This is a genomic window from Acidipila rosea, assembly GCF_004339725.1.
GTDB lineage: Bacteria > Acidobacteriota > Terriglobia > Terriglobales > Acidobacteriaceae > Acidipila > Acidipila rosea.
The window spans coordinates 96564-110663 of record NZ_SMGK01000002.1; the positions used below are offsets into that span (position 1 = coordinate 96564).

The 14100-nt window shown below is 60.8% G+C and carries 8 protein-coding genes; 3 read left to right on the plus strand and 5 right to left on the minus strand.

Annotation, left to right across the window (positions count from 1 at the left end; genetic code table 11):
• Positions 1-91 precede the first annotated feature (91 nt).
• From C7378_RS05515 to C7378_RS05535, 5 genes are all read right to left on the minus strand, one after another.
• On the minus strand, positions 92-3883 hold the full coding sequence (locus tag C7378_RS05515) for an outer membrane beta-barrel protein (RefSeq protein ID WP_131993121.1): 3792 nt from the start codon (positions 3881-3883) through the stop codon (positions 92-94).
• Positions 3884-4154: 271 nt separating this feature from the next.
• Positions 4155-5624, minus strand: a complete 1470-nt coding sequence (locus C7378_RS05520) for a hypothetical protein (RefSeq protein ID WP_131993124.1) — start codon at positions 5622-5624, stop codon at positions 4155-4157.
• A 152-nt stretch (positions 5625-5776) separates the two neighbouring features.
• The gene (locus C7378_RS05525) at positions 5777-6631 is read right to left on the minus strand and encodes a hypothetical protein (RefSeq protein WP_131993127.1); all 855 of its coding nucleotides are present in this window, start codon (positions 6629-6631) and stop codon (positions 5777-5779) included.
• Between the two features lie 75 nt (positions 6632-6706).
• Positions 6707-7939: an FtsX-like permease family protein gene (locus C7378_RS05530; protein WP_131993130.1), complete on the minus strand. Its 1233-nt coding sequence runs from the start codon at positions 7937-7939 to the stop codon at positions 6707-6709.
• Positions 7940-7945: 6 nt separating this feature from the next.
• A complete protein-coding gene (locus C7378_RS05535; RefSeq protein ID WP_243648092.1) occupies positions 7946-10162 on the minus strand; it encodes a hypothetical protein in 2217 nt (738 codons plus the stop codon).
• A 132-nt stretch (positions 10163-10294) separates the two neighbouring features.
• Here C7378_RS05535 and C7378_RS05540 point away from each other — a divergent pair, with 132 nt between their 5' ends.
• The 3 genes from C7378_RS05540 to recO are packed head-to-tail and all read left to right on the plus strand — an operon-like array spanning position 10295 to position 14087.
• On the plus strand, positions 10295-10639 hold the full coding sequence (locus C7378_RS05540; RefSeq protein ID WP_131993133.1) for a PadR family transcriptional regulator: 345 nt from the start codon (positions 10295-10297) through the stop codon (positions 10637-10639).
• Positions 10640-10667: 28 nt separating this feature from the next.
• Complete coding sequence (locus tag C7378_RS05545) at positions 10668-13325, plus strand: ABC transporter permease (RefSeq protein WP_131993135.1); 2658 nt, start codon at positions 10668-10670, stop codon at positions 13323-13325.
• 18 nt (positions 13326-13343) lie between these two features.
• Complete coding sequence (recO, locus tag C7378_RS05550; protein WP_131993138.1) at positions 13344-14087, plus strand: DNA repair protein RecO; 744 nt, start codon at positions 13344-13346, stop codon at positions 14085-14087.
• The last annotated feature ends 13 nt before the right edge of the window (positions 14088-14100 follow it).

Sequence of the window (14100 nt, forward strand, 5' to 3'; positions counted from 1 at the left end):
CAACCATTCTAAGCATCTCTGTGTTGGACGAAGCCTAAGAGAAAAGGCCAGCCCCTGTGGAGGGCTGGCCTTCTCATGGTTATAGCTGCTGCTAGAACAGCACATGCAACGACATGGAGATCAGCCTGGGGCTGCCGATCGTATCCTGCACGACACCGAGGCCGAGCGTGTTGTTCAGGGTGTTGTCGTTGTTCATTGAGTAGATGCTCTGACGATTCGCTGTTGCGGAGAGCGTCGGATCATACGCCGGCACATTGTTGAAGTTGTTGTTCGCCGAGGTCGAGTTGCTTGGTATATCGAAGCTCGGCGTGTTCGTCACGTTGAATACATCGAAGGTGTACTTGAGCGAGATGCGCTCCGTGATGGCCATATTCTTCACCAGCGAAATATCCGCCCGCTTCTGGAAGTCCTCGCGGAAGATATTGCGCTGGCCATTGCCTGCGAAGGTTGTCTCATACACGTCGCACACCGGATTGCCTGCCGTTGAAACACCGCACGCAGGCACGCCCTTTTCTCCCGGGTTGAGGAAGGGAATGACGAATGCAGAGGGGTTCAGCGCCGGGATAGCATTCCCGCTGCCATCGCGGAAGGCGCCGACGTGGCCGGTAAGCGCACGATGCGGGCTGTAGCCGGGCGCGAGCGGAACAATAGGATTCGTGATGCCGTCGTTGGTGCTGTAGTACTGACCGGCAATCGCGCCTGAGTAGTCTTCAACGCTATAGGGCTGGCCGCTCTGCAGCACCGCGATGCCTTCAAGTCCCCAGCCGTTGACTGCCTTGCCCAGCCACTTGTTCTTTGTCAGGTTTGGAACCTGGTAGAGATAGCTGAACGTGATGTTATGGGTCAGGTCGAAATCCGATGAACCATAACCGCTTCTGAGGTCTAGCGGATTACTGCCGTTGTAGAAGAGCCCAAGTCCACTCTGTTCATCCAGCGAGTGCGAGTAGGTATAGGAGAAGCCAAACTGCAGGCCATGCTCCATGCGCTTGTCGACGTGCACCTGCAGCGCATCGTAGGCCGATACGCCTGCCGCTTTATAGGTCACGGAGTTGATGCTGTAGCCGATGTAAGGAACACGAAAGTCAGTGTTGCCGCCGTCATAAGTTGAGTCCGGCTCCGTAGTAAGCGGATTCCCGGCAAGGTCGGTCGTTTGATAGCCGTAAGAATAGGTTTCGCCGTTGATAGGATGATTCGGCGTTGCCACTCCAGGTTGATTGAACGGAATCGGAATGACGCCATGACGGCCACGGTTGCCCACATAACCTATGTCAATCGATAGGTCATTGCGGGGCTGCCACTGCATGTCGAGCGTGTAGTTCATGGTGTAGGGCAGCTTATTGTGAATGTCATAGGAGCCGAAGGGATAAGTGGCGGCGCCATTGAGCAATCCTGCCTTGTTCGGCAGATAGTTATAGAAGTCCTGCGGGTTCCCGGTGGGCGGAGGAGGCAGTACCGTCCCAAAAGGATTCGAGAGCGTGGAGCCCTTCGGCGAAGGGAAGGGAACGACAAAGGGTGGTTCCTGTGTAACGCCAAAGGGGCCACTGACGCCGCTGCCCGCGCCTGGCGAGAGATAGGTGAAGTATTCGCCGCGGTTGTAGTAGAAGCCGAAGCCGCTGCGGAAGACTACCTTGCCGTTGTTCCAGCCTGGGCTCCACGCAGCCCCGATGCGCGGCGCAATGCCCCACTGACGCTCCGTGAGTGTAGACGCGCTCACGCCGGGCGTATGGTACAGCTTGTTGTTGCCCGCCACGATAAAGCCATCATTCACAATCTTGTCGTTAGTTGCGTCGTAGTTATAGAGGCTCGGATCGAAGTTGAAGAAGTTGCCGTACTTCTCAGTAAGCGGGCCGTCGTAGTCGTAGCGAATGCCTGCGGTAAGACTAAGATTCGGAGTCGCCTGGTACTTATCCTGGGTAAAGGCGCCGATATAGTTCGAGCGATAGTAGCGGTTGGATGCGCCCTGCAGAAAAGTAGAACGGCTGGTATTCACAATGCCTTCCGCAAGGTTGGCAAAACTATCGAAGGTGATATTGCCCGTATTCTGGCGGCGGTTGATGATGTTCAGCTGAGTATAGGAATAGGTCGCGCCATAGGATAGCGTGTGCTTGCCGAAGGTCGAGATGGCGTTAGTAGAAGGCGCCCACCGGTTCTGGAAAAATCCGTCGCGGAAGAAGTCGCTGGTTGGTCCAATCTTCAACCCGCTGCCCTGATAAGGATTGGTGCTGCGCAGCGTAATACCCGGGAAGGTATTGAAGCCGAAGAGATTGATGCCGACAGCCTGCGGACCAAATGGCTGATCGTTGGTCGAGTAGGCTTTTTCCCGCGCGAAGCCGAAGACCTGCTGCCAGCTGAAGTGCGAACTCGGAGTATAGGAGTTGCTGATCGCGGCGACCTGGCTGCCTGCATCCAGATGCTGATTAAAGCCGGAAACCTGGCTGTCGGTGTAAGGGTTCTGCGCAGGATCGTGCTGGTAGTAGTACTTGAGGGAGAGCACGTCGGCCTTGCTGGCGTTGTAGTCCAGGTTCGATACGGCTTCATCGGCGGTGAAATTGGGCTTTCCGATCAGCACCGCATCCGGTGAGTTTGCCTGCAGCAGCGCTGCTGCATTTGGCCCTACCGAAGGAATCAGGTACTGTCCACTGGCAAGCTTCACCTGGAGAAGCGCAAGCGCTGCCGGATCGAAGTTCCCGGTGAAAGGCGCGGCGCTGGATTTCTGACTGGACTTCACGGCAGCCGTCAGGCCCGCGACGCTGCGGTCGTCGGTCAACGCCGGCGGCAGAAAGAGCTGCGAGGTGCCGTTAAACTGATCCGTCACACGGATCGCGTTATACGAGAGGAAGAGAAAGAGCTTGTCCTTGACAATAGGGCCGCCCAGGGTTGCGCCGGCATTGAAGCGGTGCAACTGCGGAACAACTTCATTCTCAGGGATAGGCCCGCCGTACTGCGCGCTCTGCTGCTTGTAGAAGAAGGGCGCAGAGTTGATCCAGTCCGTGCCGCGATTGAGAAACGCCTGCCCGTGATATCTGTTTGAGCCCGTCATGGTGCTCATCTCGATCTGCGCGCCGCTGGTCTGACCCTGCTGGGCGTCATACATTGAGGTGTTGACGTTGAGTTCCTGCACCGTCTCCGGATTAGGTGTCGGCATGGCATTGCCGATGGCGTCATAGATGGAGGTGTTGGTCTGGATCGTGCCGCCGTTGACGAAGTTTTCACCGGTGTTCGGCACAACGCGGCCCGACGGCTGCTGGCTGTTGCTATTGCCGTTGAAGAGATTGCTTACGTCGATTCCGTTCACCGTGAAGGTGTTGTCGGTCGCGCGCTGCCCGTTCACCCACAGCGACTGGTTGCCGAGGCCCTCATTGGTGCCTGTGCCGTTGATGAACTGCGCATTCGCGCCCGGAGCCAGGATCGCCAGCTGCGTAAAGCTGCCCGTCGCAAGTGGCACCTGCTGCACCTGTGCATTGTCCAGCACATAGCCGTTGGTCGTATCAACAGCGTTCAGCAGCGGCGAGCCCTGCACTGTGACTGATTCGGAGACATGGCCGGGCTTCAACTGAACATTCAACGTCGCCGTGCGGCCCTCCTGCACGCGAATGGTCGGATAGTTCGCCTTATCAAAACCGGACCGCTCCACCGTGACCAGATAGGTGCCGATCGGCAGGTTTTGAAATGCATACGATCCGTTGTTGTCTGTCTTGACGGAACGGGTGAGCGAGGTGCCGTTGTTCACGATCGTCACGGTTGCGCCGCTGATGACCGCGCCTTCGTTGTCGCTGACCGTTCCATTGATCGTGCCTAAGGTCTGTTGGGCGAATACGGGATGATGAAACAGGAATGCACCGGCGAAAATAAAACAAAAGAAAAGAAGCGCTTTGCGTCGCATATTCAATAGATTCCTTCGTGGTCTGAATCAACAGATAGTTGCATTGCAAGTACGGCTGAAGACTACGGCTGCGAGGACAAGACATAGTTAGCCCTGTAACCCTCGCTTACTCTAACCAGCGAGTGATGAAAGGAATATGAACGTAGCTGGGGACGGCTGGGCAGGGTCAAAAAGCGATGGAGCTATGTGTTCTGAGTTTTAGTGCGCAGAAGAGGTGTAGCGCAAAGAAGATTTGGGAGGAGGCTACTCGGAGGAGTGCAACCGCAGAAGCCTAGAAGCTTCTGCGGGTATGAAATTCGTTGAAGAGATTGAAAATGGAATCGGCAGCTAGGTTGAAGCCGATGGTTTTGCCCAGGACGCGGTTGCTCTCCAGCGAGTCCACGCCAAGCTTGGGATAGTAGGCTTCCCGCGCGATAAAGGCAGCGCCGACCGTCCCAACCAGCACCGGCAGGTTCACCATCCTGCGGCCCGAATCCATGTGGCCGACCACCAGGCCGGAAAACGCATTGCCCACGCGCGATCCGAAGCTGTGCCCCGCGCCCAGAGGGATGTAGCGCGGATCCATTCTGGTTGTCGCAGGCACCAGGAAGTTGGACAGAAACTCCTGCGTCTCCGATTCTCCGAATCCGCCAATCAGTCGCCGCTCGTGGTAGCGGACATTGTCTTCGAGCGAGTCGCGCCAGCCCTGCACCTGCTGGCCATACTTAGCCAGCACGGCATCGAAGGCGAGCTCCTGCTGCTCGGTCGTGATGACGGGCGTGGCCGGGTACTCTGGCTGGCTGTCAACCGTGGGAATTCCCGCGATCAGCGCGCCCTGAACGAAATTGCGCATTGCGTAGGTGCTGTGCACCCAGTAGAAGAACTTGCCGCCAATCGAGAGCGGATAGTAAGAGTCCTGCGTTGCCGGACCCCTCGACTCATAGGTCTGCAGGTCGGGCCGGATGGCCGTCCGCACCAGCTCATGGCCTACGTTGGTCGCCAGGTCGCCGGCCAGGCTGTAGCCGATATAGCGCTCCACAAACTGGCTGCGCTCCAGCTGCGGAACATTCAGCTCGCTGGCATAGATTTCCCGTCCCACATAGGCTGCGCCTACTGTACCCAGCCATTTTGACCAATTCGGCTGCAGGTGGCCATTGTCGCCAGGTGTCACCACGATGGAAGCGAAGGCATGGCCCATGCGCTGGTCAAAGCTGCTATCGAGGTTCGCAGGCACGTAGCGCCCCTGCTGGCGTAGCGCAATGGGGAAGAGCATGTTGCTGAACAGATCGCGCGTCTCTGCCGTTGCCAGCCCCACGGCAAACCGGCGGCCGCGATACCGCAGCTCATCTTCACTGTCGCGACGCCAGTTATCCATCGCATCGCCGTAAGCGTTCATCTGGTTTTCATAGGCTTTGCCGCTCGTGTAATCCAGCACTGCTGCGGGCTGTGGCTGGGCCGGAGCGGAGGGAAGATTCGGAATGCCGGTCAGAAAACCTGCTTCAAGAAAATTGCGAAACGAGACCGTGCTGCGTAGGTAGTAGGTCACCTTGCCGCCGACCGTCTCCGTCGTCACCGGCGTCGTCGGCTGGGATGGCCTGGAGGCAGCCGGCACCTCCGCAGCGGAGCTTCTGGCAGCAGCGGCTCCGTTGGCTACGCGAGGGCCGCCTGCGCCAAGATATGCCTGGGCAAAGACAGATTTCGTGCTGGGAAAGACACAAAAATATAGAGCGGCGCACAGCAGCGCAGAAGACAAGCGCCTCATAAAACGACCTTCTTGGGGATGAAATATGTAGATCAGTTGGCTAAGAGTAACCCGAAGTTACCCCGGTCGCAAGGGTACGCGCATTACGGGAGTAATGCCTCTTTTGAGCTATTTACGCGGATGCGGGGCAGCTTTAAGGGGTAACCGAGTGGTTATCTTCCTGGATTGCTCTGTGGCAAAGACTGCAGCAGGCGGACAGCCTTTTGATAGCCGAGGTTGCTGCCTACAGGCTCGAACTGGGAAGCGTCTTCCGTTGTCTGAAAACTGAGCGGCTTGATCATGAGTGCCTTGCCGGTCAGGCTCAGCTTCATGTGCGTCGTCTCCCAGCGGTGATCGCCCACATCCTTCTGCTCGACCAGGATGCTGCCGCCCTTGTATAGCTTGCCGAGGATACCCCAGCCGAAGCTGACGTCATCAATGAGGTGCGCGTCGAACTTGACCATGCGCTCCTGGCCTTTATCGATCCAGAGTTCTCCCGCCATGCCGTGATAGACCTCGCCTTCGCGATCCGGCGGAGTATAGTTCGGGTTTGGCTGAAAGCTCAGGCGATAGCAGGGGCCGTTCGGGCCCGGAACCATGCCTTCGAACTTATAGAGGAAGGCGTCCGGCAGCAGCCGCACCATTTCGTCGGCCCGCTTGTTATCTTCCTGTTCCGCCTGCTGGCGATGCCTCTGCAGTTCCGGGTGCGCCAGCAGGTTATTGAGCCGATCCATCTCGGCTTTCTCCGCGTCCGCGCTGAGTGGCTTGCCATCCGTCGCGACCAGCCGGGCTACGTCTCCGTCCCTGGTTTCGACAATTTCTTTGGTGGTGTCTTTACCATCATCCACCTTATGCAGCAGATAGCGAAAGAGGTGGTCGTTGCCGGTCGGAGCCAGCTCATTATGCGAGGCGCGCTGCACCAGGGCCTGGGTATTGACCTGGCCTTCCTGCGCGTTCGCCGCGGGCAGGCTCATCATCGAAAGGCAGGGAAGAAAAGCAGATAGCAGAAACGTGGTTCGGATTCTCATTTTATGAGCCATCATCTTTTTTCTAAGACGCAGAAAAGCCGTTCCGGGTTAACGCATCCACCATACCCTACGCCCCTACTCATAGCGAAGCGCCTCTGCCGGATGCACGCGTGAAGCCGACGCGGAAGGATAAATTGTGGCCAGCAGCGACACGCCCAGCGACACTGCAGCAACCACCACTCCGTGGATCAGGCGAGGCGCGAACGGCAGGTAGTCGATGGAGTAAATGTCAGCAGAGAGCTGGATGAAGCGGTAGTGGCCGCCTGCCCACGCCGCAACATATCCGATCACCAGGCCCAGCGCGGTGCCGACCACGCTGATCAGGACGCCCTGCAGCATAAAGATTCGCCGCACCTGCGCCGGTTGCACACCGAACGACATCAGGACAGCGATATCCCGGGTTTTTTCCATCACCATCATGGTGAGGGCAATCAGAATATTCAGGGCAGCAACGCAGACGATCAGCCCGATCACGATGAACGTGACGATCTGCTCCAGCTTCAGCGCGCGGAAGAGCTCGCGGTTCTGCTCCATCCAGTTCGTGGTTTGAAAGCCTGCTCCGGCGGCATCTTCGATCTCGCGGCCAATGCGGTCGGCGTGGTAGAGATCATCGACCTTGAACGATATGACCGAGATCACATCCGGCTCACCGAAGAGCGCCTGCGCATCCGTGAGCCGCGCAAAGGCGAAGCTCGAATCGTATTGATAGAAGCCGGAATGGAAGATGCCGGCCACGCGAAAGCGCTGATACTTCGGGACGAGCCCGTAGGGCGTGAGCTCTCCCTGCGGGCTGATGGCCATAATCGTCGAGCCGGCCTCCGCGCCTATGGAGTCGGCCAGGTCCGAGCCGATGACGATGGGCGGGAGAATCGCTGGCCCGCTCTCAGAAAGCGGCGCAGCGCTACCCTGCGTGATCTCTCCAAGCAGATCGCTGACGCTGCGCTCTTCCGCAGGAACAATGCCCTTGATGATCGCGCCGCCCGACCGCGCTCCGCGCGAGATGAGCACCGGCTCGTAGAGACCGGGCGCGGCTGCCGTCACATGCGGCAGGTGACGTAGTTTGTCCAGCAGCGGTCTCCAGTTGCGGATGCCGTCGCTCTTGATCCGCATCAGTTCGACGTGCGAGGTGGAGCTGAGCAGCCGCTCCTGCAGATCCCGGCGCATGCCCGTGGTGATGGCAAGTGCAATGATGAGGGACGCGACGCCCACCGCCACGCCCGCCACCGAAATGCCCGTGATTACGCCCACCACCGCCTGACGGCGCTTGGCCCTCAGGTAGCGTGCGGCGACAAAGAGTTCAAAGCGCACAGGCGGCTACCGCACCACGGCCTTGACCGCGGATACATTGTCGTAGCGGTCGTAGACGCGCACCGTGATCACATGCTCCGCAGAGTCGGATGGATGCATTGTCTTCTCGCCCGGCGTCGTCAGCGGCGCCAGGAAGTCGTACTTCTCGACCAGCGCGTCTGACATCTTTCCTACCGGCTCAAGATACTGCCACGGCCCCGCATCCACGGAGTATTCGGCATGGGCAATCGGTGTCGCAATATCGGTGGCGGTCAGCGATGCGTGTATCTTGCCGTTCACCATCTGGGCCGTCATGCCGGTCAGCGCCGGTGGAGTCGTGTCGACCAGGAAGCGGTCGCTGCTGCGATCGCCTTTCAGCTCTTCTCCCGCCGGGTGAGACGGTGCATCGCTCGCAACCACTTTTAACCGGTAAGGACCATCGGGCAGCAGGGCCGCGTCAAACGTGTACCAGCGGTCTGTCAGCCTGCCCTTGAGCAGTTGCCAGTTCGTCTCTCCGTGGCCGCGGTAGTAGATGGCAAAGATCAGATCGTCGCCATTGTCATCGTGCGCCGCCCAGCGCACGGTAATGGCGGTCTTGTCCTTGAATCCGGTCAGCGGCTCCTTGCCCGGCTCCTGGTTAAAGCTGACCGTGTTGCTCTGAACAGAGGGGAGATTGATGATCACCGGCTGCGGCTGTTGTTGCTGCTGGGCTGCCGCGTTGATGCGAACCCCCGGCGCCACAAGCACTTCATCGACAACCGGCGCAACATTGACAGGGAGATAGTTGATGCCGATGGAGCCGATCGAGGCGCCCGGATGCAGAACTGCCTTCCACTGAACAAAGCGCGCAGGCTCAAGCCCCAGGTTGTCCGCCGGCGCTATCTTCTTCCAGTCGCTCCAGCCTCGCTCCGGATTGTCCACGTTGCCTACGCGCGCATAAAGATCGTAGTTGGAAGCATTGCTGCCCGGCCCGTTGTCTACCTCCGGGCGGCCCCACTGCGATACGAAACCGGCATCGAAGATATCGCTCAGGTAAGTCCCGCTGGCGGCCGCGCTGTGGTCCAGGGAGTAGAGCCTGCCGGTGTTGCTGGTGCCGATGTAGAGGGCGCGCGGCGTGTCTGCAAATCCGACCGCCTGTCCTGCCTCCAGGTGGGCGATGTCGGCGTATTCTCCATCCTCCCCGATCCTGTAGATGCGGCCTCTGTTGCCGGTCGCGGCCAGCAGTCCGTCCGGTGTGGAGCGCAGCGCATACACAACATCGTCGTGCCCGGCCCACAGCCTGCGCGGAGCGCCCTGCGGGACGATCTCATATATCTCCGAGCCATCGGGAACCACCGTGTTTCCGTTGAACGCCTGGACCGAGCCCGGCTGCACAATCGTAATCGTCGCCGTTACATTTGGATTGCCCTGCACCGGCAGCGGGGGCAGCGTACTCTTGCCCTTTTCACCCACAGCCGAGGCATAGATGGACCCATTCGCGCCGATGGCGAGGGAGGTAATCTCGCGCTTCGGCGCATTGAAGAGCACGAACCCCTTGCCTTGTTTGTCGATCCGGTAGATGAGCCCGGTGCCGTCGGTGCCTGCGATCAGATCGCCGTTCGCTGCGAAGGCCAGAGCGCGGATGTGCTCTTCATCGCTCGAAAAGAAGAGTTCAGGCTTGGCGTCAGGCTGCGCCGTATTGACGCGATAGATCGCGGCCGGGCCACCGGTGGCGACATAGAGCCGCCCGGCAGCGTCAAACGCCATGTCCCAGATGTATTTCGCCTTGCCATCCGTCTTGGCCGGATCGAAGATAACCTGCGCCTTGCTCTCGTCCAGCCCCTTGGCATCGGGTGCCAGTTTGTAGACCTTGCCGGAGGGCAGCGTCGCTGCATAAATCGAGCCGTCAGGCCCAACGCGGACAACTTGCACGCTGAGGTCCTTGGTGGTGAAGAGCGTCGTCGATTTGCCATCGGGCGTAACGCGAAGCACAGTCGCCGGGGATCCCGTGCCCAGGTAGGCGTTGCCGGCCTTGTCCGCGGCCACTGACCATACATAGGTCGACTCCGAGGTGAACACCGAGTGAGTCGCCGGGCCCGCTGCCAGGTGGCCATCGCTCTGGATGGCTACGCCGTCCGGCTTGCCCCGCTCAAACTCGTCGAACTTCGACTCGGACCAGAGTTTGGTGCCCTGGGCATGGGCAGCGTGGACGCAGAGACAGAGGGCGAGCGAGCAGAGACTTGCTGAAACGAGGCGGCGAATCATTCTGTCGTCAAGTCTACTAGGGAGCGTGCGCGGATAGGAAAACGCCTCCTGAAGACGGCCCGGCAGAAAAGCCTTCCCATAGGACGTCGAGTGGTGCTAGCATCGCTTCCCATAGAACATCTGGGGGAGAGTATGGCAGGGAAATCATCACGCGCGGAGATGCTGCAGGGCACGCTGGACATGCTCATCCTGCGCACGCTCGTCCTCGGCCCGGCGCACGGCCACACCATTGCGCGCAATATCGAACAGACCTCAGAGGACGTGCTGGTCGTCGAGCAGGGCTCGCTCTATCCCGCCCTGCACCGGCTGGAGCACCGTGGCTGGCTCAGCTCCAGCTGGGGTCCGAGCGAGAACAACCGGAAGGCAAAGTTCTACAAACTCACCCCGGCGGGCAAGAAGCAGCTCGTGGCCGAGACCAGCCGCTGGCGCCAGATGGCCGCTGCCATTGGGCGCGTCATGGGCGAAGCAGAGGAATAACAACCGGAGCAGGAAGCGAGGAAGCCCAATGCCATTTCGCCGCTTTTCCAAGCGCAAGGCCGAAGATGCCGAGCTCGCCAGCGAACTCCAGGCGCATCTCGATTGCGAAGTTGAAGAGAACATCGCCCGCGGCATGCCGGAAGACGAGGCCCGCCGCCGCGCTCGCGTCAAGCTGGGCAACCAGACCCGCGTGCGGGAAGAGGTCTGGGAAGGGAACTCGCTGGCCTGGCTCGAAGGGATACGGCGCGATCTCCTCTATGCCGCCAGGACCCTCGCCCGCACTCCGGGCTTCAGCATGACTGCGATCCTGGTCATGGCCCTCGGCATTGGTGCGACTACCGCGCTCTTCACCGTGGTCCATTCGGTGCTGCTCAAGCCGCTGCCGTTTCCCCATGTCGATCAGCTTGTCTCGCTGCGGGAGGCCGATGCCCACGGCAACGTCCGCGACCGCGCGGTAGCCGGCGGCAACTACCGTGACTGGCAACGCGGCTCGCACAGCTTCACGAGCATGGCCCTGCTGGTGAACTATGGCCAGTACAATCTCTCCGGGGCGGCAGGCGCTTTACCGGAGCGCATCGATGCGCAGGTTGCCACGGCGAGCGTCTTTCCCACCCTTGGCGTCAAACCTTATCTGGGCCGCTTCTTCAACGCGTCCGATGACAGGTCCGGCGCAAACGGCACCGTGGTCATCACCTGGGGATTCTGGAAGCGTCGCTTCAGCGGCAGTCCGTCGGCCATAGGAAGCACGCTGTGGCTCGACGCCAAACCCTACACCGTGATCGGAGTGTTGCCGGAGTGGTTTCACTATCCTGATGCGAAGACCCAGCTCTGGACTCCGCTCGTGCAACAGATGCCGCCCGAGATGATGCAATCGCATGGAGCGCATAACTTCTGGGTGCTCGCCCGGCTCAAGCCGGGAGTGACCGAGGCAGCCGCTACTGCCGAGCTGAGTGCGATCCAGGCTGGAATCCGCAAGCGCTTTCCTGACGGTCCCATCAGCGACGCCGTCAGCAGCCGGCCGCTGCTCGATGAGGCCGTGCACCAATATAAGCCGGCGCTCTTCACTCTGCTCGCCGCCACCGGCTGCCTGCTGCTGATCGCCTGCCTCAACGTCGCCAATCTGCTGGTGGCCCGCTCGGCCGCTCGCCGCCGGGAGCTTGCCATCCGCATGGCACTCGGCGGCACACGGCTGCTTCTCATCCGCGAGCAGGCCAGCGAAAGCCTGGTGATTTGCGCCTTGGGAGGACTGCTTGGCCTCGGCCTTGCCTATCTTGCGCTGCTTGCCTTTGCGGAGACGCACCTCGATATTCCGCGTGCCGACTCCATCCATATCGATCTGCCGGTGTTCCTGGTCGCTGTCGGCGTCACCCTGCTCTGCGGGTTGATCGCTGGTCTGATCCCGGCCATCGGCTCGCAGGATCACCAGGTGGTCCGCGTCCTCCAGGAGTCCGCGCGGTCGAGCGGAGGCCAGGCTCGCGTCCGCCTGCGCCGTGCGCTGCTTGCGCTTGAGGTGGGGTTGACCGTCGTGCTGCTGATCGGCGCGGGCCTGCTGCTCAAGAGCTACCAGCAACTCCGTTCCGTGAATCTCGGCTGCACCACGCAGAATGTCCTGACCATGGACCTGAATCTCCCCGACGGCAAGTATCAACAGCCGGCGCAGACTGTGAACTTCTACGAGCAGCTGCTGGATCGCGTGCGGCGGCTGCCCGGCGTTCGCGCCGCTGCGTTGACGACGGATCTGCCGGGAAGAGGCGGCGAGGACGATGCCTTTACCATTCAGGAGCACCCGCCGCTGCCGAAGGGCGACTGGCTCGATGCGGACGTCCGCTGGGTCGATCCGGACTACTTCGCAACCTTGAAAATTCCGCTGGTGCGCGGCCGCACCTTCCTGCCGAACGAGCGTCTGGAGCGGCGCCACTACGTCATCGTGAACCAGGCTCTGGTGCGACAGTACTTTCCCCATGAAGACCCCATCGGGAAACACATTATCGATGAAAACAACGACGATTACGTCTCAGGCGGCAAGCTCATTCGCCCCAGAACCCCCACCGGCAATGAAATCATCGGAGTGGTGGGCGATACGCGCGATTCGGTCAACGGCCCCATGGCCGCAACCGCATACTATCCCATCTTCGGCGGCATTCAGTCGTCGGCGTCGCTCGCCGTCCGCACCCAGGGAGACCCGAACCAGCTCGCCTTGCCGATCCAGAAGCAGATCGCGCAGCTTGATCCCACACTGCCCGTCGCCAACTTGATGACCATGGATGAGATGATCGGCCAGTCCACGCAGCAGTCCGCCTTCAATGCCTTTCTGTTGCTGGCCTACGCGGTGCTTTCGCTGCTGCTTGCTGCCGTCGGCCTCTACGGAGTGCTCGCGTATCTGGCCACGCAGCGCACAGGCGAGATCGGCATCCGCATCGCCCTGGGTGCGCAACGCGAACAGGTGATGCGCATGATGCTCGTCGATGGCCTTCGTCCGGCGCTGGCCGGGCTGCTCTGCGGCCTCGCCGGCGGAGTGGCCGCCGCGCAGCTCATCCGCTCCATGCTCTACGGCACGCGTCCTTTTGACCCGGCTGTCTTCGCCGCCGTCACCGCCGTGCTGCTCGCGGTTTCCGCTGCTGCATGTTCCGTGCCCGCGTGGAGGGCTTCGCGCCTCGATCCCATGGAGGCGCTGCGCACCGAGTAGGTATTCTTAAAGCCAGTCGTGATTGCGCACTCCACTGAAGCCGTCGTCCTTCGCACCTGGCCCATGCATGAGGCTGACCTGATCGTGTCGCTCTTTACCCGCGACCAGGGCAAGGTCAAGGGCGTGGCCAAGGCCGCCAGCAAGTCGCGGCGCCGCTTCGGTGGTGCCCTCGAGCCGATGACGCATGTTCGCGCCAGTTACGCCGAGCGGCCCAGGCAGGAACTGGCCCGCCTCGACGCCTTCGAGATCATCCACTCGCCCCTCTCGGAGCCGGTTGATTATGGCCGCGCCACGGCACTCGCCTTCTATGCCGAGGTTCTTGAAGAGACGCTGCAGGACCACGATCCGCAGGATGCGGTCTTTCGCCTGCTGCTCGCCGTGGTCGAGCAGACCCAGGTCAACCGCTTCTGGATGCCGGTGACCTATTTCTCCCTCTGGATCCTCCGGCTTAACGGCTGGCTGCCGGAGATGACCCGCTGCGCCCTTTGCGGCGAGCCCTTCGGTGAATCGCCTGCCTACTGGCATCCGCTGGCGGACACGCTGCATTGCGCCACGCACAGGCGTGACGGAAGCGCGACGCTTTCGCCTGAGTCGATAGCGCTGGCGGCAGCCATCCTGCGGTCGCCGGTGGCTGCCTTCGCCTCGGGTGACTGGCCTCGCCGCCGTGCCGCAGACCTGAGGCGCTATGCCCTGCGCTCGCTGGAGCGGCACCTGGAGCGCCGCCTGACTACGGCAACCGCGCTGATGAAGCTCGGCGGCTGAGGGCCGGAGAGAG

Coding starts and splice junctions, on each gene's coding strand:
- C7378_RS05535 (WP_243648092.1), bottom strand. CDS start 10,162: ATGATTCGCCGCCTCGTTTCAGCAAGTCTCTGCTCGCTCGCCCTCTGT.
- C7378_RS05545 (WP_131993135.1), top strand. CDS start 10,668: ATGCCATTTCGCCGCTTTTCCAAGCGCAAGGCCGAAGATGCCGAGCTC.
- C7378_RS05540 (WP_131993133.1), top strand. CDS start 10,295: ATGGCAGGGAAATCATCACGCGCGGAGATGCTGCAGGGCACGCTGGAC.
- C7378_RS05515 (WP_131993121.1), bottom strand. CDS start 3,883: ATGCGACGCAAAGCGCTTCTTTTCTTTTGTTTTATTTTCGCCGGTGCA.
- C7378_RS05520 (WP_131993124.1), bottom strand. CDS start 5,624: ATGAGGCGCTTGTCTTCTGCGCTGCTGTGCGCCGCTCTATATTTTTGT.
- C7378_RS05525 (WP_131993127.1), bottom strand. CDS start 6,631: ATGAGAATCCGAACCACGTTTCTGCTATCTGCTTTTCTTCCCTGCCTT.